The following is a 20,468-nucleotide window of genomic DNA, read 5'->3' as shown; positions in this document are numbered from 1 at the left end:
CACTACCTCCACACTCGGAACCCGGCCCCCTTACCGGAACCGGGCCCGAGTGTCGCAGGTCGAGCACCGCGAATCACAGCGAATGCTGTGGTCAGAGTGGCCGAAGCCACAGCGTGAGGAAGCCGGTGTCGGCCGCGTCCGCCTGGCGCACCAGCTCTTCGTCCGCGTGCTCGGCCTCCGGGTCGGCGCCGACCGGCACGGGCGCGTAGCCCATCTTGCGGTAGCCGAGCAGCACCTGGAGCGGGTCGTCGCCGAGCTCCACGATCGCGCCAGGGCAGAACTCGCACACCACGTGCGGGCGGTCGCGTTCCAGCACGGCGGTCAGGCCGGCGAGCGCCCGGTGGTCGCGGCCCTGCAGGTCGACCTTCACCAGCGTGACGCGGCGGTCGGCCACCTCGGGCCTGCCGTCGAGCCGGATCGCGGGGACCACCACGCCGCCCGCGCCCTCGTCGGACAGCTCGTGCGCCCGGTGGTCGCCGCTGTTGTCGTCCTCGGCCTGCACGAGGCGGATGCTGCCGTCCTCGTCCCACGCCGCGACCGGCAGCACGTCGACGGTCTTCGCGCCCTCCGCGCCCAGGTTGGCCACGACGTTGCGGCGCAGGTACTCGGCGTTGACCGGGTTGGCCTCCACCGCGACGACCGACGCGACGCCCTTGGCCCGCCGGAGCAGGCGCAGCGTGTGGTAGCCGACGTGCGCGCCGATGTCGAGGAACGTGCCGTCGCCGACGAGCCCGGCCATCAGGTCGGCCTCCTCGACCTCCCACGACCGGTGGTAGGCGAGCCACGGCAGCACGACGTTGTCCACGGGCAGCAGCAACGCGCCCGCGTCGCACACCACGACTTCCGCGTCCGCGGGCACCGGCGCGTGCCGCAGCCGTGCCGTGTCCTGCACCGCGGACAGCGCCCTGGCCAGTTCGGTGATCCGCTGCTCGTCGCCGTCGAGCCGCTGGTCGCGCTCGGCGAACCGGTCGAACGTCGTGCGCTCGTCGTCCGCCAGCCGCGACCACACCCGTTCCAGGGTGCTGTCGAGCTGCTGCTCCAGGTTGGTCAGGTTCGCCGCGTTGTCCTCGACGGCGGAGCGGACCTCGTCCTGCACGCTCGCGAGCCGGTTCTTGAGGCCCTCGTTCGCCCAGCGCGTGGACTCGACGTTCGACTCGACCGCCTCCAGCCGCGCGACCACGCTGTTCAGCGTGTCCTCGACGCCGCCGACGAGCGTGCCCATAACCTTGCGCTGGTGCACGTCGTAGTGGTCGATGGCACGCAGCACGGCCTTGCGCAGCGCGGGCGCCAGCGGCGTGCGCGACGCCGTGCCGACCTCGGCCCGCCACAGCAGCGCCTGCTTGGACTCGCGCAACGGCCGCAGCAGGTCCGCGCCCGGCAGCTCGGCCCGGTAACCCGCGCCGCCGCTGCCCTGCCAGCTCTCGTGCGCCGCGCGCAGCTGCTCGGCCATCCACGAAGCCGCCCGCTTCACCGAACGGGTGCGCAGGATGTGCTCCCGGGCCGCCCGACCGCGGCGGGCGGCCTCGGCCGGGTCGTCCGCGACCTCGCGCATGGCGCGGGCGGCGGCGTCCAGGTCGGGCTCGGCCCACACGGCGCTCGCCGGGTACGGGTGGTGGCCCGGACCCACCGGCACCAGCTTGTGCGGCACCGGCCAGCCGGTCTTGGCGTCCAGGAACTCCGTGGTGCTGGAGTAGTCGGTGGAGATCACCGGCATGGCCCGCGCCATCGCCTCGGCCACGGTGAGGCCGAAGCCCTCGCTGCGGTGCAAGGAGACGTAGGCGCTGCTCGACGCGTACAGGTCGTCGAGCTCCTGCACGGACAGGTAGCGCTCGACCAGCTCGATGCGCGGGTCGTCCATCACCTTCACCCGCAGCCGCTCGGCGGTGTGCGGGTTCTTGTCGCCGTTGATCGCCTTGAGCACCAGGCGCACGTCGTCGCGGCCCTCGAAGGCCCGCTGGAACGCCTCGACCAGGCCCCACGGGTTCTTGCGCTGGCCGATGCTGAAGAAGTCGAACGCGAACAGGAACTGCACCGGGTCACCGGGACGGCGTTGCGGCCGGGACACCGGACCGGGGTCGCGCACCGGCACCGGGATCGCCTTCACCGGCACCGACGTGTGCTTGGCGATGGCGTCGCGGCAGAACTCGCTGACCGTCCACACCTCGTCGACCAGGTCGAACGCGTGGTGCATCTCGCCGGGGAACTCCTCGAGCTCCCACGCCCACAGGCCGATCCGGTACCGGTGGTGGCCGACGTGCGGCTGGTGGTCGAGCACCGCGCGGGTCTGGTCGGCGTTCACGCACAGCAGGCTGATCGGGAACCGCGGCTGCCCGACCGTGCCCGGCTCGGCCAGGCCCGTGCGGTTGGACACCAACCGGTCCTCGACCACGGAGACGACCGGTACCCCGGACTCGCGGATCGCGTCGTGCACCAGCCGTGCCATCTCGCCGACGCCGAGCTCGGCGGTCAGGTAGCCGACCACGTTGACGCCGAAGTCGTCCGAGGGCTCGGACGGCTCGACCGGCTCGGCGGGCAGCGCCCACGCCGGCAGCGACGCCTCGACCACGCCGGAGCTCGCGCACCAGGAGCGGAACGGCGCGGCGTCACGGCTGTGCGGCAGGGGGAACGCGGTCTTCAGGTCGGGGCGGGAGTCCCACACCGCTTGCACGAGGCGGCTCAGCGCGGTGCCGACGGGCGCGTCGTCCGGCGGACCGGCGAGCCACTCGCGCAGCGCCCGACCGCCGTCGGCGTCGAACGCGTGCGGCGGGACGACCGTCGGCCGGGTGCCGACCGGGCCGAGGGTGTCCCCGCGCTCGGCCTTCACCCACGCGTCCCGGTACAGGGTGCGCATGGCCGGGCTGATCTTGGTGCCGTCGGCCATCTTCGCGAAGCCGTACGGGATCGACTCCAGCGTCTCGGCGTAGCCGTTGCCCTGCAAGGACGCGCGGTAGGCGTCGCACAGCTCGCGGACGGTGGGGTGCTCGGACAGCACCACGCGCGGCCGGGTCGGCGTGTGGTGCGACAGCAGCCACGGCTTCTCCGGCCGGTACCCGCTGTAGTGGAAGAACCGCAGCCGGTGGCCGCCCGCGGTCAGCACGCCGTCCGCGTCGCGCTCGACCGGGCGCTCGTGGATGTTCCAGTAGGCGACGTTGAAGCCGGGGTCGCGCAGCACAGTGTTGTCGAACAGCGCGGGCACCTGGTCCACCCACCGCTGGTCGGTGAACAGCTGCTTCTCCGGCGCCACGATCGCGTCGTGGCGCAGGCGCTCGGCCCAGAAGTCCAGGAACGGCTCGGAACCGGGACCGGTGGCCACGAAGCCGAGGTTGAAGATCCCCGCGCCCATGATCGCGGCTTCGCTCGGGTCCTTGCCGTCGCGCGGCAGCGGGTTGAGGAAGTGCGGCGTGAGCACGATGCCGTGCGCGAGCGCCAGCTCCTCCAGCTCCGGCATCGGCGCGAAGACCTGGATGTCCGGGTCGAGGTAGATCACCACGTCGGCCTGCGACCGCAGCTCGCGCAGCAGGTAGGGCTTCACCGCCGTGGCCATCTCGGTGATGTTGTAGGCGGTGGCCATGCGCAGGTAGTCGTCCGCGTCGATGCCGGTGGCCTCGGGGCCGACCGTGCGCAGCCTGCCCTGCCGCTCGCCCGAGCCGCGCGGCGCGTCGATCACCGCGATCACGAACTCGTGGTCCGGGTGGTGCTCCAGGTAGGACGCGGCGAGGACGCGCGCGGCGGGCAGGTAGTTGCGGGCGACGACGGTGCACGCGGTCACGGCGCCGCCGTCGTGGCGCGGGTCAGCCATCGGCGGGGAGCACCTCGAGCTGGGCTTCCAGGGCGTCGTCGAAGTGCTTGCGCGCGACGGCGAGCGTGGGCGAGACGACGTCGACCCGGACGATCAGGTCCTTGCTGCTGTAGTGGGCGCGGACGCGGGCGTTCTGCCCGTCCTTCGCGTCGACCTGGCACACCATCGCGCCGGCGGGGCCGTCCGTGATCTGCGTCATACCGTTGTTGATCTGGGTGTTGTTCAGCTCGAGGGCGGCGGCCGCGGCGGCCGTGGCGTCGGTGCCCTGCACGATCAGCACGATGCCCTGGGAGCCGTCGTCCAGTTTGAACTGGGACAACTTGGTCTTGGTGGCGCCCGCGGTCGTGTAGAGCGCGGCCTCCGTGTCCAGCAGGTACTTGAGCTGCGGGACGCCGGAGAAGTCGGTCACCGCCTTGTTCGTGCTGACCTTGCCGGGGACCTTGCCGACCGGCAGCGGGTCCGGCGGTGGCGGCGGCGTGGTGGTCGTGGTCGCGCTGGCCCCGGTGGTGTTGCCACCGGCCGTCGGCGACGACTCGCCGCGGCCCCAGATCCAGTAGGCGCCGAACGCGATGCCCGCGAGCAGCACGATGGCCAGCACGATGCCGATGACCTTGCCCTTGCCGCCGCCGCCGGTGTCGTCGAAGACCTCGGGGCCCTGCGCGATCCAGCTCGGGTTGGCGTCGCCCACCGGGCTGTAGCTGTCGCCACCCCACGGCGGCGTGCTCGACGGCGGGCCGGACTGCCAGCCACCCTGCTGCTGCTGTTGTTGCTGCTGCGGGGGCATCTGCTGCTGCGGCGCGATCGGCGTCACGTACTGGGTGCGGTCGGCGTCGGCCGGCCGCTGGCTCACCACCTGCGTCCGGTCCGGGTTGGCCTGCGGGACCGCTCCGGGCGTGACGATCTGGGTGGCGTCGGGGTTCTGGTTCGGCTGCGACGGCGGCACCGCGTCCCACCGCACGGGCGGCGCGAACGGGCCGCTGTTGGGCGGTGCGGCCGGGCCGCCACCCGAGGCGGCGGCGAGGAGTTCATCCCGGCGTCGGCGGTAGTCGTCGGCGCTGATCCGACCCTCCGCCAATGTGCGGTCCAGCTCTGCCAGGTCCTCTTGCCAGGACATTCCGCTCCTCCAGGGGTTGCCGCGCGAGCGCCATTGTTGCTTATGCGTCCGTGGCCGGTGCGGGCATCCGGCACTTGTGATGCGGTCGTTGCCGGCCGTTGGTTCCTCCGGTCGCGACCAGGCCCCCGAACAGCACGTCGATCGGGGTGCGGCCCGCGTCGGGTGTGACGAAAGCCGCCTGATCGGACCGGTGGACCCGGCACGGGCGCCCCGCGGGCGTGAGGCGGATCTCGTCGCGGACGGGGCACTGCCCGGCGTCGGTTCCGATCGGGCGCATTCGTCCTGGTCAGCCCGTTGACCCGGGTGCTTTGATCGGTGGACCGCCGTCACGTTGATCCGAGCGGAAGGACCGTCAATGCGCTTGACCGCGATAGTGCTCGCCCTGCTCGCGGCACTGGTCGTCCCGAGCCAGGCGAATGCCGCCAGCCCGATCGGCATGACCAGCGGTTTCTACGTCGACCCCAACTCGAACCCCGCGGTGTGGGTGCGCAACAACCCCAACGACGGCCGCACGTCGGCCATCAGGTCGAACCTCTCCACCAAGCCGATGGCGCGGTGGTTCGGCAGCTGGAGCGGCGACATCCGCACGGCCGTCGGGAACTACGTGGCCGCCGCCGACGCGGCCGACAAGCTGCCGGTCCTCGTCGCCTACAACATCCCGGGCCGGGACGCGTGCGGCGGCCACTCCGGCGGCGGTGCGGGGTCGCCAGAGGCCTACCGGACGTGGATCTCGAACTTCGCCGGTGCCATCGGCGCGCGGCCCGCCGTCGTGGTGATCGAGCCGGACTCGCTGGCCGACTTCAACTGCATGACGCCCGACCGCGTCACCACGCGCAACGCGATGATCCGCTACGCCACCGAGCAGTTCCGCGACCGGGCGCCCAACACGTGGGCCTACCTGGACGCGGGCAACGCCCGCTGGGTGCCCGCGAACACCATGGCGGGCCGGCTGGACGCGGCGGGCGTGCGCAACGTCCGCGGGTTCTCGATCAACGTCTCCAACTACTACCCGACCGCCGAGTCGGTGTCCTACGGCAACTCCGTGAACGGCTCCCTGCCCGGCTACACCAAGGCGTTCGTCGTCGACACCAGCCGCAACGGCAACGGGTCCAACGGCGAGTGGTGCAACCCCGGCCAACGCAAGCTCGGCGTGACCGCACAGACCGGCGGCGGCGCCGAGATGCTGCTGTGGGTGAAGGTCCCCGGCGACTCCGACGGCAACTGCGGCACCGCGCCGAACACGCCCGCGGGCACGTTCGACCCGGAGATCGCCTACCGGCTGGTGTTCGGCTACTGACCGAACCGGGGCGGGTGCCCCGTGGCACCCGCCCCGGCCAGGGCAAATGCGGCGCTCGGCCGATCCGCGCCTTCTGGTCGAGCCTGTCGCCATCACTTCGTGTAGTGGTAGCGACAGATGGCGATCCTGATTTCGTCGCCCTCGACCTTGTACACCAGACGGTGCTCATCGGTGATCCGACGCGACCAGTACCCCTGGAAACCGTGCTTCAACGGCTCGGGCTTCCCGATGCCCTCGTTGCCGTTGCACACGATGTCTTTGATCAGCTCGTTGATGCGCCTGAGGACCTTGCGGTCCTCCGACTGCCACCAGAGGTAGTCGTCCCACGCCTGTTCGGCCCAGACGAGCTTCATTCGGCGAGTTCGCGCGGCGTTCCGCCGCCGGATTCCAACTGCTCGATGGCGTTGAGCAGCCGCCGGGCGTTCTCCGGACTGCGCAGCAGGTAGGCGGCTTCCTTGAGCGACTGGTAGTCGTCAAGTGACACGATCACCACCGGTTCGTGCCCTGCCCTGGTGATGACGACCTCTTCGCGATCGTTGATCACCGAGTCGAGAGTCTCCGCGTACTTCGCGCGGGACTCCGAGTAGGTCATCGTCTTCATCTAGCCTCCTTGCTTGTACAAGATACTGTACATGTCTTGGTGGGCAAGCGTCCACTGTCGGACGGGCTTCTGCACCCGCCCCGGCCAGGGCAAATGCGGTGGACCGGGCACTTACGATGTGGGAGCGCTCCCCCACACGGCGCGGTGTGGGTGCCTCGTGACCCCCCCGTTCGCAGGAGCCCTCGCACCATGCCCCACGGTCCGCTCGACCACCGCTACCGCGGCGAGCACCCCGTCCGCACCCTCCTCTACCTCTTCCGCGAAGACCGCGCGAAGCTCGGCCTCGGCGCCGGCGCGTTCTTCGTCAAGCACAGCCCCACCTGGCTCACCCCGGTCATCACCGCCCACGTCATCGACGTCGTCGTGGAGCGCAAGCCGATCACCGGCATCTGGCTCGGCGCGGGGTTGCTGCTGGTCACGCTGGTGCTGAACTACCCGTTCGCCATCCTCTACACGCGCTGGTGGTACGGCAGCGCGCGCCGGATGGGCATGCGGATGCGGTCGGCGCTGAGCAGGCGCATGCAGCAGCTGTCCATCGGCTACCACGCGCGGGTCAGCGCGGGCGTGCTGCAGACCAAGGTCATCCGGGACGTCGAGAGCATCGAGACGTCCACCCAGCAGGCCGGCGACCAGGGCCTGTCGGCGCTGGCGACGTTGAGCGGCGCGCTGGTCGTGATCGGGCTGAACGCGCCCGCGTTCCTGCCGGTGTTCCTGGTCGTCGTGCCCGCGGCGGCGGTGCTGGTGATGTGGCTGCGCGGCCGGCTGCGCGCGTACAACGAGTCGTTCCGGCAGGAGGTCGAGCAGCTGTCGTCCCGGGTCGGCGAGATGACCACGCTCATCCCGATCACCCGCGCGCACGGCCTGGAGAGCACCGCCCTCGACCGCATGGACGGCACGCTGCGCCAGGTCTTCGCCGCCGGCATGAAGCTGGACGGCCTCAACGTCCGCTTCGGCGCGCTGGCCTGGATCCTGCTCAACGCCCTCGGCGTCGGCTGCCTCGCCGGCTCCGCCCTGGCCGCCTACCACGGCTGGCTGTCCGTCACGCCCGGCGACGTGGTCATGCTCAGCGCCTACTTCGCCTCGCTGACCGGCGCGGTCACCACGTTGATGAGCCTGACGCCGCTGATCAGCAAGGGGTTGGAGTCGGTCCGCTCGCTCGGCGAGGTGCTGGAAGCGCCGGACCTGGAGCACAACGCGGGCAAGGCGCAGGTCGACGTCGTGCGCGGCGGCGTGCGGTTCGAGCAGGTCGGGTTCGCCTACCCGGAGTCCGCGCGGAACTCGGTGGTCGACTTCAGCCTCGACGTGCGGCCGGGGGAGACGATCGCGCTGGTCGGCGCGTCCGGCGCGGGCAAGTCGACGGCGTTGAACCTGGTCATCGGGTTCCTGCGGCCGACCGAGGGCCGCATCCTGCTCGACGGTGTCGACATGGAGACGTTGGACCTGCGCAGCTACCGGCGGTTCGTGTCGGTGGTGCCGCAGGAGTCGATCCTGTTCGAGGGCACGATCCGGGACAACGTCACCTACGGCCTGGACGACGTGCCCGAGGACGTGGTGCGGCAGGCGTTGGCCGACGCCAACGCGCTGGAGTTCATCGACCGGCTGCCGACCGGGCTGGACACCGTGGTCGGCGAGCGCGGCGCGCGGCTGTCCGGCGGGCAGAAGCAGCGGCTGGCGATCGCGCGGGCGCTGATCCGCGACCCGCGCGTGCTGGTGCTGGACGAGGCGACTTCCGCGCTGGACAACAAGTCCGAGGCGTTGGTGCAGCAGGCGCTGGCCCGCCTGGTGCACGGCCGCACGGTGTTCGTGGTGGCGCACCGGCTCTCCACGATCCGCAACGCCGACCGCATCGTCGTGATGGACGACGGTCGGATCGCGGAGATCGGCTCGCACGACGAACTGCTCCGGTCCGGCGGCCTTTACGCGCGGGCGCAGAGCGCGTAGCCGGGGACCGCACGGGCTCCGGCGAGGAGAAGGGGGCGGTTCCCGGCCTGCGGGGCCGCCCTCAGTTCTTCTTGGTGAGCAGGGTCGGGCCGACGATGCGGCGCGCGATCCGGCGCAACCGGCTGCGCGGGGTGGCCGGCGGCGTCGGCTTGGTGGCGGCGGCGGTGGGCGCCGGCGCTGCGGCAGGCTCGGCGACGGGCGCGGGTGCGGTTGCGAACGCCCCGGCTGCGGGCTGGTCGGCGGCAGGCGCGGTCGCGGGGGGCGCGGGTGCGAACACCGCGGCTTGGTCGGCGGCAGGCGCGGTCGCGGGGGGCGCGGGTGCGAACACCGCGGCTTGGTCGGCGGCAGGCGCGGTCGCGGGGGGCGCGGGTGCGAACACCGCGGCTTGGTCGGCGGCGGGCGGGGCCGCGGCGGGCTCGAAGAGCGACGGGCCGGCGGGTGCGGGCTGGGCGGACGCGGCGGTCGCCGGGGAAGCGGGCCGGCCCTGAGGTGCGACGGGCGCTCCGCCGGCCTGGCCGTCGAGCCTGCCCTTGAGCGCGTCGACGAGACTGCCGTTGCTGTGGCCGTTGCCGTTGCCGTTGCCGTTGGTGTGGCCATTGGGCGGGCCGGTCACCGGCTCGAACTTCGTGGTCGCCGCCCCGACGGGCGTCAGGTTGGTCGCGGTCATCGGCTCCGTGGTGGGCCAAGCGGGTTCCCGCATGGCGACGACGGGCTGCACGCGGACCGTGGGCGTGTCGTTGGTTCGCTGGGGCTGGGTGGGCACCTGGCTGGACGTCACGCCTCGATCTTGCCAAAACACGTTCGGTGATCCAGTGCCGGGCGATCAGCAGAAGATGAGCCCGCACTGCCTGCGGGTCGTCGTCGTGGTCGTCGTGGTGGTGGGCCGCCGCGTCGTGGTGGTGGTCGTCGTGGTCGGTCGCGCGGTGGTGGTGGTCGTCGTCACGTCCGACGTGGTGGTGGCGGTGGTGCCCGTCGTCGTGGTGGTCGTGGCCGACGACGTGGACGTGGCGCTGGTCGGGCCGGACGAACCGGTGCTCGACGACGTCGTGCCGGTCGCGGTGACCGTGCGGTCCGGCTGCTCGCTGCGCTTGACGACCACGATCTCCCCGCCGCCACCGGTCGGCTCCAGGCCCCGCGGCGACTTGGCCATGCTCCCCTGCGCGGCCAGCAAGGCGGCGACCGCCGCACCGATCAAGGCGCCGAACGCGAGCCGACCGGGTCCACCCAACGCCGTGAGCATCCCCAACGACTACCGGCCTCACTCATTCGGGTCAAATCCTCACGGACAACTGGTACCGGCCTGACACTTCGGGTATCGGACCGGTACCAGAGCTCATCCGCGAACCCGGGTCACGCCTGGAGGTTGGCCGTCAGCGTGATCTCCGTGCCGGCCAGCGCCTTGCTGACCGGGCAGTTCTCCTTGGCCCCCTCGGCCGCCGCCGCGAAGCCCTCGGCGTCCAGCCCCGGCACGACCGCGGTGACGGTCAGGTGGATGCCGGTGATGCCGGTGCCGGGCTGGAACGTCACCTCCGCGGAGGTGTCGACCTGCTGCGGCGGGGTCCCCGCCTGCGCGAGCGCGTGCGACAGCGCCATCGAGTAGCACGACGAGTGGGCCGCGGCGATCAGCTCCTCGGGGCTGGTCCTGCCGTTCGCCGCCTCGGCCCTGGAGGGCCAGCTGACGTCGAACACGCCGACGCCGGACGACTCGAGGGCGACCCTGCCCTTGCCCTCCAGCAGGTTGCCTTCCCAGTTCGTGGTCGCCTTGCGGGTGGTGGCCATGTGCGCAACTCCGTCTTCGACGAGGAAACTTCCGCCGCCAAACCTAATGGTGGTCGCCGGAGCCCGCCGCGACAGCAGGGGGTCCAGGGGTCTCCCCTGGCGGGGTCCGGGGCTTGGCCCCCGGTGTGATGGCGAACGAAAACGGCGAGTGCTCTGCATGAGCACTCGCCGTGATTCGAGAGCGGATGACGAGACTCGAACTCGCGACCCTCACCTTGGCAAGGTGATGCGCTACCAACTGCGCTACATCCGCCTGTTGGTGACCACTATAGACCACGTTCGAAGTGGGTTTCGACAGGGGGTCCCGATTGCGCCAGCAGCTGGTCGACCTCGGTCAACCGCTCCTTCGGCCAGCGCCACTCCCACAGGGGTCTGACCCGGTCGACGACCTCGGCGGGCAGCCACGGCGCCACCTCGTCGCGCAGCTCCCACTCGTCGAACACGTGCTCGTAGAAGCTGACCACGGACGCGTCGGACAGGAACCGCTCGGGCTGGCGGAAGCACCAGTGCGCGAAGCCGTACACCCGGCCGAGCACCTCGCGGTCGCCGTCGCGGTGCGCCTCCAGCGCGAGTTGCCACAACTCGGACAGGAACACGTGACAGGACCAGGACTCGCGCTCGACAACGGCGCTCAGCTCGGGGAGGAGGGCGGAAGCCCTTGTGCGCCAATCGACCACGCGGCAGGAGACTACTCGTCACCGGGCGGTCCGCAGCGCGATCGGCCACCAGCCGACGCCCACCCGTGACCGCGCCGTCACCGACCGCGAGCACCCTTGATCGGGTGCGCAGGTGCTCTGACTAGGCCGAACGGTCGACGTCGTCCGTCGGGTGTTCGGTATCGGCTCGCTATCACTTCGGCCCGGAACCAGCCGACTGTGGCATCTTGGCCACTGGACCACAGGCGGGGCGGGAGGTGCCGGGGCGGGATGGCCGGAGATGCCGATTTCGACCGGGAACTGCTCGCCAGGGTCAGGGCGGGGGACGACGGCGCGTTCGGCGAGTTGTTCACCCGTCACGCCGACGCCGTTCGTCGGTTCGCCCTCCGGCACGTGCGTGAACACGCCGAGGCCGACGACCTGACCGCCGAGGCGTTCTTCCGCGTGCTCCAGGCGATCCGCCGGGGCAACGGGCCCACCGAGCACGTCCGCACCTACCTGCTGACCGTCGCGCGCAGGGTGGCGTGGGAGTGGAGCGGGCGGCGGCGGGACGTGCCGGTGGAGGACGAGGAGCTGAACCTCCGGGTCGAGCCGTTCCCGGACGTCACCGCGAACCGGCCGGAGCACGCGCTGATCTCCCGCGCGTTCACCAGCCTGCCCGAGCGGTGGCGCACGGTGCTGTGGCAGGTCGAGGTGGAGGGCGAGCGGCCGGCCGCGGTCGCGCCGCACTTCGGCCTGAGCCCGAACGCGATGGCGGCGCTGGCCCGCCGCGCCCGCGAGGGGCTGCGGGCGGCGTACCTCCAAGCGCACCTCGCCGAGGACACCGGGCCGCGCGCGTGCAGCTCCGTGGTCGCGAAGCTGGGCGCCTACACGGCGGGCGGCGCGCAGGGCACCGAGCACCGGCGCATCCGCAAGCACCTGCGGACCTGCTCCTCCTGCAACGCGCTGCACGCCGAGCTGGTCGAGGTGTGCTCGACGTTGCGGGCGCACGCGGCGAGCATCGCCGTGCCGGTGGCCGCGACCGCGCTGCTGGCGCCCGCGGCGCTCGGCTCGGTGGCGCTCGGCCCGTCGGTGCTGGCTCCGGCGGTGGTGGGCAAGGCGGTCTGGCTCAGCGGGCGGGTGAAGCTGGCGTTGGCGGCCACCGCCTCGGCCGCCGCGGTCGGCCTGTTCGGGGTGGTGGCCGGGCCGTTCACCGGCGCGCCCGGCCCGGCGCTGGTCCAGTCCGGCCCGGACGGCGCGCCCGGCGAGAACGTGCTGGCCCTGTGCTCGACCGAGGCGACCCCGACCGCGACCGGCACGGCGACCAGCGCGACGTCGCCGACGCCTGCCGACGCGCGGCAGGTCGCGCACACCCGGGCGGAGCAGGCGGGCCGCCCGACGCCGACGACGTCCACCTCCGTCCCGCCGCGGGTGGTGCCGACCACCTCGACCGCGCCGGCCGAACCACGCGACCTGGACCCGACCACCACGTCGACGCCGGTCACCACGACCGACTCGCGCACGGTCCTGCTGGACACGACCACCGCGACGACGACCACCACCACCGAACCGGACAGGTCGGCCGGCACGCCGACGTCCGCGGTCACGCCGACGACCGTGACGCTGCACCCGACGACGAGCGCCCTCGACCCCGCGTGACCGCCGGGTTTCACCCACGAGGTGCAAGACTTTGCCGGTAGCGTGGAGAACGCTGAGTGATCGCTCGACGTCTTGAGGAGACGGTGATGACGCGGCTGGTGCGCGGAGCTGACGGCCGGATGTGGACGGTGCGCAGCCAGATCGAGTGGCGCAACCCGTCGACGGACGAGGACTTCGAGCACGACGTGAGCGGCGGTCACGGGCCCGGCGTGCTGATGCTGGCGATCGTCATCGGCATGGCCGTGGTGCTGGTCGCGTGGACGCCGGCGGAGGTCGTCGTGCCCGCGTGGCTGCTCGTGGCGCTGGTCCTGGTGTTCCTGTTCTTCCCGGTGCGCTGGGCGGTGCGGCGGCCGTGGCTCGTGGCGGCGGAGTCGAAGAAGACCGAGGAGCTGCCGCCGGAGCGGTGGGTCGGCTCGGTGCGCGGCTTCCTGACCGTGCGCAACGAGGTCGCCAACGTGGCCCGCAAGATCGAGATGTACTCACTGCCCGACCTGGACGGCCCGCTGCAACCGGTCGACTGACGGCCGTTCGCGGGTGACACTGTCCGGGTGCCGGAACTGCCCGAGGTCGAGGCGCTCGCCCACCACCTGCGCGAGCACGCCGTTGGACGGCGCGTGCACCGGGTGGACGTCGCGTCGTTGCAGGTGTTGAAGACGTTCACGCCGCCGTGGACCGAGCTCCAGGGGCGCGAGGTGACCGGCGCGGGCCGGTTCGGCAAGCACCTCGACCTGGACTGCGACGGACTGCACCTGGTGGTGCACCTGGCGCGGGCCGGGTGGCTGCGCTGGTCGGAGCACCTGTCGGCGGCCCCGCCCAAGCCGGGCCGCGGCCCGCTGGCGCTGCGCGTGCACCTGGGCCCGCCGGGCGAGGGGCCCGGGTTCGACCTGACCGAGGCGGGCACCAAGAAGGGCCTGGCGGCGTGGGTGGTGAACGACCCGGCGGACGTGCCGGGCGTCGCGCGGCTCGGTCCGGACGCGCTGTCGCTCACGCGCACCCAGCTCGAAGACCTGTTCGCCGGCCGCACGGAACGGCTGAAGACCGCGTTGACCGACCAGACGCTGATGGCCGGTGTCGGCAACGCCTACTCCGACGAGATCATGCACACCGCCCGGCTGTCGCCGTACGCGACGGCGGGGAAGCTGCCGGCGGAGGCGTTGGACCGGCTGCACGAGGCGTTGATCGGCGTGCTGAACGACGCCGTGGCCCGGTCGGTCGGCCAGTCGGCCGCGACACTGAAGGGTGAGAAGCGGTCCGGCTTGCGGGTGCACGCGCGGACTGGTCTGCCGTGCCCGGTGTGCGGTGACACCGTGCGCGAGGTCTCGTTCGCGGACAAGGCTTTCCAGTACTGCCCGACGTGCCAGACGGGCGGCAAGCCGCTCGCCGACCGGCGGATGTCACGGCTGCTCAAGTAGGTCACTCGGACGAGTGGCTTGGCCCGTTCGTCGGCTGAGCCGCGTCGACCGGGGAACTCCTCCGGGGTCCGACCGACCCAACTTGGAGGAAGTCATGAACCAGCGCATCGCCGCCGCGCTGATCGGCGCCACGATGGGACTGGCCACGTTCGCCGGCTCGACCATCGCCGTCTCGGCCGCCGCGCCGGAGGCCGAGGATCCGCCCCGGTTGCAGCAGGACCAGGTGTCCGAGGTGATCTGCCGCGTGCTGGAGGAGCTCGACCTGCTCGACGACCCGGCGCTGGCGGACCTGGTGGAGAAGCTGGAGTGCAAGAAGTCGGAAGAGCCGAGCGAGTCGAAGCCGTCCGAGCCGGGCGAGTCGGAACCGTCCGACCGGGGCGAGAGCGGTCGGCGCTGACGCGGGGTGAGCGCCGAGGCGGGGTGCGCGGCCCGAGTGATCGGGTCGCACCCACGCTCCGTGATCGTGACAGGTCTTGATCACCCGATCGGGTAGGCACTCTGCCACGGTTGCCCGCAATTCATCGGATGTGCGCGTCTCGCACCGCCCATCCCCTTGCCTATACCGCCCCCACGGCACAGCATGGACGCCGTGCGGGACCTCCTCACCGAGCGCGCTGTGCTCGGACTCATCGCGACCCTGGCCGTTCTGGGCCTCTTCGTGATGCTGTGCCGCGCCCGCCGCGTGAGCACGTCGGTCGAGGACGCCGTGATGGACATGCTGCACCGCATGTCGAAGGCGTCGGCCGACCTGCGCGAGGGCTTGACCGAGGACGCGGCGAACAAGGCGACGCCGCACCTGCGGGAGATGCTGCGGTGCGTCGCGGTCGGCATCACCGACCACGAGGGCACGCTGCTGTCGTGGGACGGCGGCGCCAACGACCACTACGAGTTCCTCCGCGCCTACATCGAGCGCGCCATCGGCGAGGGCCACAAGGAGCACGTCGAGCACCGCAAGCTGGAGTGCGAGCTGCCCGGCCCGTGCTCGCTGCACAGCGCCGTGATCGTGCCGCTGGTGGTGGAGGGCGACGTCGCCGGCACGTTGATCGTGGTCAGCGGCGTGGCGAACAAGCGGCAGATCCGGATGGCGGAGGAGACCGCGCGGTTCGTCTCCACGCAGCTGGAGCTGGAGGTGCTGCAGAAGTCGCGGCAGGCGTTGGCGCAGGCCGAGGTCAGGGCGCTGCGGGCGCAGATCTCGCCGCACTTCGTCTACAACGCGCTGAACACGATCTCGTCGCTGATCCGCACCGACCCGGGGCACGCGCGGGAGCTGCTGCAGGAGTTCGCCGAGTTCACCCGCTACTCGTTCCGCACCGACGGCTTCTTCACCACGCTGGCCGACGAGCTGACCAACATCCACCGCTACCTGACCATCGAGCAGGCGCGGTACGGGTCGCGGCTGAACGTCCGGCTCAAGATCGCGCCCGAGGTGCTCCAGGTCGTGCTGCCGTTCCTGGTGCTGCAACCGCTGGTGGAGAACGCCGTGCGGCACGGCCTGGCGAAGAAGCCCGGCGGCGGCGAGCTGACGATCATCGCCGAGGACAACGGCGCGGAGGCGTTGATCTCGGTCGAGGACGACGGCGTCGGCATGGACCCGGACCGCCTCTTCGACGACCTCAAGGACGCGCACCAGACCGGCGCGCACGTCGGCCTCGGCAACATCAACCACCGGATGCGGGCGGTGTTCGGCGACGACTACGCGCTGGTCGTGGAGACCGCGCCGGAAGCCGGCATGAAGATCATCCTGAAGATCCCGAAGTACCGGCCGGGCGTGCAGACGAACCTGCCACTGGTGCCGCCGCGGCTGGAGGACACCACCGAGCAGCCCGTCGTGCGCGCCTGATCAGCTCACGCGGCGGCGACGGCGAGGACGGTCACCATCATGACCGCGCAGACGCTCCACGTGATCCACATCCAGTAGACGTGCATGGCGGTGGGACCGTCCGCATTCTTGCGGCCCCGGTCGTCCCACCACTCGACGTAGCGTTCGAGCCACCGGAACGGGTTGAACGTCACCGGTCGATGTTAGCCGTGTCACGCGACCTCGGTTCACACGTAAGGTCGGAGCCATGAGCGTGACGGACAAGATCGCGGCCCGGCTGCCGAAGATCGTGAGCGAGCGGACCGAGCGCGGCCCCGTGGTGGCCGCCGTCCGACTGCACGGGGTCATCACCCCGACGCCGACGCCGATGGCCCGCAACACCATCAGCATGCAGACCGTGGAGAGCGCGCTGACCCGCGCGTTCGAGCACGACCGGCTGGTCGCGGTCGCCCTGCTGATCAACTCGCCCGGTGGCGCGCCGACGCAGTCCGCGCTGGTCGCCGAGCGCGTGCGCGAGCTGGCCGCCAAGAAGAAGGTGCCCGTCCTGGCGTTCTGCGAGGACCTGGCGGCCTCCGGCGGCTACTGGCTGGCCTGCGCGGGCGACGAGATCTACGCGCACGGCACGTCCCTGGTCGGCTCGATCGGCGTGGTCAGCGCGGGCTTCGGCCTCAACGGCCTGATCGAGCGCTACGGCGTCGAGCGGCGCGTGCACACCGCGGGCGAGGCCAAGGTGCGCCTGGACCCGTTCAGCCCGGAGAAGCCCGAGGACGTCGAGTGGCTCAAGGGCTTGCAGGCGCAGCTGCACGAGCAGTTCGCGGACTGGGTCAAGCAGCGCCGCGGCGCCAAGCTCAAGGCGACCGACGACGAGCTGTTCAACGGCGAGGTGTGGACCGGCGCGAAGGCGGTCGAGCTCGGCCTGGTCGACGGCCTCGGCACGCTGCGCGGCGTCGTGGCCAAGCGCTACCCGGACGCCGAGATCGCGATCGCCGAGCCGCGCCGACCCCTTCTCGCCCGGCTCGGACTCGCCGGTGCGACCACACGATCGGGCGACTTCCTGGTGGAGGGGTTGGCGGCGCTGGAAGAGCGGGCGCGCTGGTCGCGATTCGGCTTGTGAGGTCACGGCCCCGCGGCCGTCCGGCAACCGGCGTAGACAGCGACCCCACCGGGTCGGCAAGATGCGCGGCACAGTGAGTACCCCAGTGAACAATCGCGCGGACAGCACCGGCCTCCTCGTTCTGGCGGTGGACGACGAGGCACCCGGTCTGAGCGAGATCAAGTACCTGCTCGAAAGCAGCCCGCACATCCGACGCGTGCTCACGGCCTTCGACGCGGCCGAGGCACTGCGCATCCTCCGGGGTGACTACGACGTCGAGGTGATGGACCGCACCAGGGCAGGGCTACCGCCGGTCGACGCCGTGTTCGCCGACATCAACATGCCCGGGCTGAGCGGCACGGACCTCGCGCGCGTGCTCGGCGCGTTCCGGCAGCCACCGGCGTTGGTGTTCGTGACGGGCGTCGAGCACTCGGAGGCCGTGGTGGCCTTCGAGGTGGGCGCGCTGGACTTCGTGACCAAGCCGATCAACTCCGACCGGATCAACAAGGCGATCTCGCGGGTCGTCGACCGGGTCGCCGCGACACCGGCGATCACGCCGGAGCCCGCCGCGGCGGAACCGCAGGACGACGAGGTGATCCCGGTCGAGCTGGGTGGCACCATCAAGCTCGTGCCACGGGCCACCGTCCGCTACGTCGAGGCGCAGGGCGACTACGCGCGCCTGCACACCAACGACGGCGCGAGCCACCTCGTGCGCATCCCGTTGGCGCAGCTCGAAGAGCGCTGGGAGAACGCCGGGTTCGTCCGGATCCACCGGTCCTTCCTGGTGGCGCTGCCGCTGGTGACCGAGCTGCGGATGACGTCGAACGGGTACGCGGTGGTGATCGGCTCGGGCGAGGGCGCGAAGGAGCTGCCGGTCAGCAGGCGGCACACCCGCGAGTTGAAGGAGAGGATCGTGCGTCCCCCCAAGAGCAGTTGGGGATGACCAAGCACTCCGGCCCCCCCGGGCAACCGGACCAGCCGCAGCCGGCCGAGCGCGACGCCTGGCTGTCGGTCTCCGCGCGCAAGAACCGCAGGCGGCGCGTGGTGCTGGCGGATCCGCGCGGGCGCGGCCGGGTGCTGCGCACGATCATCGAGCTGGAGGAGCAGACCAGCGTCGGGGAGAAGCTGATCCGCGACCTGATCCGCACCCAGCTGCGCACGGGCCTGGCGCTCGGCGGCGGCACGTTGCTGCTGCTCGCGCTGCTGCCGCTGGTGTTCTACCTGCTGCCGTGGCTCGGGGAGGTGGAGCTCGTCGGCGTGCGGCTGCCGTGGCTGATGCTGGGGCTCGCGCCGTTCCCGCTCTGCTACGGCGTCGGCTACGCGTACCGAAGACTCGCCGAGCGGCACGAGCACGACTTCGTGAGTTCGGTGGACCGGTGATCGGCAACCCGTGGAGCCTCGTGCTCGTCGGCGTGATGGCGTTGCTGACGTTCTCGTTGGGCTACGTGGGTTCCCGCCGGGCGAACACGACACCGGACTTCCTGGTGGCCCGCCGCGCGATCCCGGCCACCCGCAACGCCGCCGCGATCTCCGGCGAGTACCTGTCCGCGGCGTCGTTCCTGGGCGTGGCGGGGCTGGTGCTCAAGGACGGCATCGACGCCCTGTGGTACCCGATCGGCTTCACCGCGGGGTACCTGGCGATGATGCTGTTCGTGGCGGCGCCGCTGCGGCGGTCGGGCGCGTACACGCTGCCGGACTTCGCCGAGGCGCGGCTCGGGCCGTCGAACCTGCGGAAGGTCTGCACGTTCTTCGTGATCTGCATCGGCGTGCTGTACCTGGTGCCGCAGCTGCAGTCCGCCGGGTTGACGTTGAACACGATCACCGGCCTGCCCGCGTGGCTCGGCGGCGCGGCCGTGACCGTGATCGTGGTGGTGAACGTCCTCGGCGGCGGGATGCGCGCGATCACGCTGGTGCAGGCGTTCCAGTACTGGGGCAAGCTGTTCGCGATCGCCGCGCCGACGTTCGTGCTGTTCGCGTTGTTCCTGACAGGTCCGGGCAACGGCGCGCAGCCGGTGGACGCCGCGGGCGTGCTGCGGTTCCCCGAGGACGTCGAGGTGACCACGGTCGACCCGGTGCGGGTGCGCGTCGACGTGGCGATGGAGCTGTCCGCGACCGGCCGGGTGAACGGCTCGCCCGCGGACGGCCCGGTGTACTGGACGCCCGGCCTGCACGAGGTGGGCGCGGAGACGAAGCTGCGGTTCGCCGCGGGCTCGCCGGTGCCGGTGGTCGAGGGTTCGCCGACGTCGAACCACGACTGGCTGCGGCCCCAGACGGAGGGCCTGTCGGGGCTGTTCGAGACGTACTCGCTGATCCTCGCGACGTTCCTGGGCACGATGGGGCTGCCGCACGTGCTGGTGCGGTTCTACACGAACCCGGACGGGCGGGCGGCGCGGCGCACGGCGTTGCACGTGCTGTACCTGCTGGGCCTGTTCTACCTCTTCCCGACCGTGCTGGGCGTGATCTCGCGCCAGTACCTGCCGCAGCTGCTGGTCACGGGGAAGACGGACGCGGCGGTGCTGCTGCTGCCGGACACGATGCAGCCGAACGTGCTGGGCCAGGTGCTCGGCGCGATCGTGGCGGCGGGCGCGTTCGCGGCGTTCCTGTCCACGTCGTCGGGGCTGCTCGTGTCGGTGGCCGGGGTGGTGTCGACGGACATCCTGCCGGGCAAGGTGCGCGACTTCCGGTGGGCGACGGTGCTGACCGGCGCGGTGGCGATCGGGTTGGCGCTGCTGCTGCCCCGCTCGGACGCGTCGCTGACGGTGGCGATGTCGTTCGCGTTGGCGGCGTCGACGTTCTGCCCGTTGTTGTTGTTGGGCATCTGGTGGCGCGGGCTGACCTGGGTCGGCGCGATGGCCGGTCTGCTGGTCGGCGGCGGGCTGGTGATCGGCGCGCAGGTGGCGACGGTGGTCAGCTCGTACACCGGGGGGTGGGCGCCGTCGGTGTTCTCGCAGCCGGCGCTGGTGACCGTGCCGGTGGCGTTCCTGACCATGGTGATGATCAGCAGGCTGACCGCGCGCCGCAAGCCCGACGACGTGAACCAGATCCTGCTGCGGTTCCACGCGCCGGATCCGCTGGGGTTCATGCGCGACCGCGAGTCGCAGTTCGGCACGGGCGAGGAGAAGGCGCGTGCGGCGGACGGCGAACCCGGTGCCGGCGGACCGTCGCGGTCCTGAACCGGTGTGAAACGGCTCACAGTGACGTTTGAGCGCCCGCCTGTCGGTTAGGCCTTCGGGCAGGCCTGCCGCCGGTCGCCGCCCGCGATGACCTGCGGCGTCCCGGGTCGGCCCGGAGGTCTGTCGCTGAGAGTGGAGATAGGTCT

20 protein-coding genes and 1 tRNA gene are annotated in these 20,468 nt (G+C 71.6%); 11 read left to right on the top strand and 10 right to left on the bottom strand.

Translation table 11 applies throughout. The features are described from left to right. Positions 1–91 precede the first annotated feature (91 nt). On the bottom strand, positions 92–3,799 hold the full coding sequence (locus LNK82_RS25020) for an FkbM family methyltransferase (RefSeq protein ID WP_230569433.1): 3,708 nt from the start codon (positions 3,797–3,799) through the stop codon (positions 92–94). After that, complete coding sequence (locus LNK82_RS25015; RefSeq protein ID WP_230569432.1) at positions 3,792–4,913, bottom strand: hypothetical protein; 1,122 nt, start codon at positions 4,911–4,913, stop codon at positions 3,792–3,794. The genes LNK82_RS25020 and LNK82_RS25015 overlap by 8 nt, the downstream gene beginning before the upstream one ends. A 355-nt stretch (positions 4,914–5,268) precedes the next feature. Here LNK82_RS25015 and LNK82_RS25010 point away from each other — a divergent pair, with 355 nt between their 5' ends. Beyond that, positions 5,269–6,210, top strand: coding sequence for a glycoside hydrolase family 6 protein (locus LNK82_RS25010; RefSeq protein WP_230569431.1), 942 nt, complete (start codon positions 5,269–5,271; stop codon positions 6,208–6,210). Between the two features lie 92 nt (positions 6,211–6,302). Here the strand turns inward: LNK82_RS25010 and LNK82_RS25005 are convergent, their stop codons facing one another. Then, positions 6,303–6,563 (bottom strand): Txe/YoeB family addiction module toxin, encoded by a 261-nt coding sequence (locus LNK82_RS25005; RefSeq protein ID WP_230569430.1) that lies wholly within the window; start codon positions 6,561–6,563, stop codon positions 6,303–6,305. Continuing rightward, positions 6,560–6,811: a type II toxin-antitoxin system Phd/YefM family antitoxin gene (locus LNK82_RS25000; RefSeq protein ID WP_053714615.1), complete on the bottom strand. Its 252-nt coding sequence runs from the start codon at positions 6,809–6,811 to the stop codon at positions 6,560–6,562. Before LNK82_RS25000 ends, LNK82_RS25005 begins: the two co-directional genes overlap by 4 nt. Before the next feature lie 189 nt (positions 6,812–7,000). On the opposite strand from LNK82_RS25000, the gene LNK82_RS24995 reads away from it, so the two are divergent. Further along, positions 7,001–8,752: an ABC transporter ATP-binding protein gene (locus tag LNK82_RS24995; RefSeq protein ID WP_230569429.1), complete on the top strand. Its 1,752-nt coding sequence runs from the start codon at positions 7,001–7,003 to the stop codon at positions 8,750–8,752. Positions 8,753–8,813: 61 nt separating this feature from the next. Here LNK82_RS24995 and LNK82_RS24990 read toward each other — a convergent pair whose 3' ends face one another. From LNK82_RS24990 to LNK82_RS24970, 5 genes are all read right to left on the bottom strand, one after another. Continuing rightward, complete coding sequence (locus LNK82_RS24990) at positions 8,814–9,530, bottom strand: hypothetical protein (protein WP_230569428.1); 717 nt, start codon at positions 9,528–9,530, stop codon at positions 8,814–8,816. 45 nt (positions 9,531–9,575) lie between these two features. Next, positions 9,576–9,980 (bottom strand): hypothetical protein, encoded by a 405-nt coding sequence (locus tag LNK82_RS24985; protein ID WP_230569427.1) that lies wholly within the window; start codon positions 9,978–9,980, stop codon positions 9,576–9,578. 122 nt (positions 9,981–10,102) lie between these two features. Further along, a complete protein-coding gene (locus LNK82_RS24980) occupies positions 10,103–10,531 on the bottom strand; it encodes an OsmC family peroxiredoxin (RefSeq protein WP_230569426.1) in 429 nt (142 codons plus the stop codon). A 180-nt stretch (positions 10,532–10,711) separates the two neighbouring features. Then, a tRNA-Gly gene (locus LNK82_RS24975) sits at positions 10,712–10,784 on the bottom strand. A gap of 13 nt (positions 10,785–10,797) precedes the next feature. After that, positions 10,798–11,208, bottom strand: coding sequence for a DUF7674 family protein (locus LNK82_RS24970; RefSeq protein WP_230569425.1), 411 nt, complete (start codon positions 11,206–11,208; stop codon positions 10,798–10,800). A gap of 249 nt (positions 11,209–11,457) precedes the next feature. Between LNK82_RS24970 and LNK82_RS24965 the strand changes: the two genes are divergently transcribed. The 5 genes from LNK82_RS24965 to LNK82_RS24945 all read left to right on the top strand — a co-directional run bounded on the left by LNK82_RS24965 (position 11,458) and on the right by LNK82_RS24945 (position 16,077). Further along, positions 11,458–12,825, top strand: coding sequence for a sigma-70 family RNA polymerase sigma factor (locus LNK82_RS24965; RefSeq protein ID WP_230569424.1), 1,368 nt, complete (start codon positions 11,458–11,460; stop codon positions 12,823–12,825). An 86-nt stretch (positions 12,826–12,911) separates the two neighbouring features. Beyond that, positions 12,912–13,346 (top strand): DUF983 domain-containing protein, encoded by a 435-nt coding sequence (locus LNK82_RS24960; RefSeq protein ID WP_230569423.1) that lies wholly within the window; start codon positions 12,912–12,914, stop codon positions 13,344–13,346. A gap of 27 nt (positions 13,347–13,373) precedes the next feature. Further along, on the top strand, positions 13,374–14,237 hold the full coding sequence (locus LNK82_RS24955; protein WP_230569422.1) for a DNA-formamidopyrimidine glycosylase family protein: 864 nt from the start codon (positions 13,374–13,376) through the stop codon (positions 14,235–14,237). 94 nt (positions 14,238–14,331) lie between these two features. Next, positions 14,332–14,634, top strand: coding sequence for a hypothetical protein (locus tag LNK82_RS24950; protein WP_230569421.1), 303 nt, complete (start codon positions 14,332–14,334; stop codon positions 14,632–14,634). Positions 14,635–14,817: 183 nt separating this feature from the next. After that, the gene (locus tag LNK82_RS24945) at positions 14,818–16,077 is read left to right on the top strand and encodes a histidine kinase (RefSeq protein WP_230569420.1); all 1,260 of its coding nucleotides are present in this window, start codon (positions 14,818–14,820) and stop codon (positions 16,075–16,077) included. Positions 16,078–16,082: 5 nt separating this feature from the next. Here LNK82_RS24945 and LNK82_RS24940 read toward each other — a convergent pair whose 3' ends face one another. Beyond that, the gene (locus LNK82_RS24940) at positions 16,083–16,250 is read right to left on the bottom strand and encodes a hypothetical protein (protein WP_197289226.1); all 168 of its coding nucleotides are present in this window, start codon (positions 16,248–16,250) and stop codon (positions 16,083–16,085) included. A gap of 53 nt (positions 16,251–16,303) precedes the next feature. On the opposite strand from LNK82_RS24940, the gene LNK82_RS24935 reads away from it, so the two are divergent. The 4 genes from LNK82_RS24935 to LNK82_RS24920 all read left to right on the top strand — a co-directional run bounded on the left by LNK82_RS24935 (position 16,304) and on the right by LNK82_RS24920 (position 20,322). Then, the gene (locus LNK82_RS24935; RefSeq protein ID WP_230569419.1) at positions 16,304–17,170 is read left to right on the top strand and encodes a S49 family peptidase; all 867 of its coding nucleotides are present in this window, start codon (positions 16,304–16,306) and stop codon (positions 17,168–17,170) included. Between the two features lie 61 nt (positions 17,171–17,231). After that, positions 17,232–18,092, top strand: a complete 861-nt coding sequence (locus tag LNK82_RS24930; RefSeq protein WP_230569418.1) for a LytR/AlgR family response regulator transcription factor — start codon at positions 17,232–17,234, stop codon at positions 18,090–18,092. Then, positions 18,089–18,529: a hypothetical protein gene (locus LNK82_RS24925; RefSeq protein ID WP_230569417.1), complete on the top strand. Its 441-nt coding sequence runs from the start codon at positions 18,089–18,091 to the stop codon at positions 18,527–18,529. Before LNK82_RS24930 ends, LNK82_RS24925 begins: the two co-directional genes overlap by 4 nt. A gap of 35 nt (positions 18,530–18,564) precedes the next feature. Beyond that, positions 18,565–20,322: a sodium/solute symporter gene (locus LNK82_RS24920; RefSeq protein WP_268997024.1), complete on the top strand. Its 1,758-nt coding sequence runs from the start codon at positions 18,565–18,567 to the stop codon at positions 20,320–20,322. Positions 20,323–20,468 lie beyond the last annotated feature (146 nt).

Origin of the sequence: Saccharothrix luteola (genome assembly GCF_020859565.1) — a bacterium.
GTDB classification, from domain to species: domain Bacteria; phylum Actinomycetota; class Actinomycetes; order Mycobacteriales; family Pseudonocardiaceae; genus Actinosynnema; species Actinosynnema luteola.
Note: the sequence above shows the minus strand (reverse complement) of the source record. Positions and strands in the feature narration are given on the sequence as shown.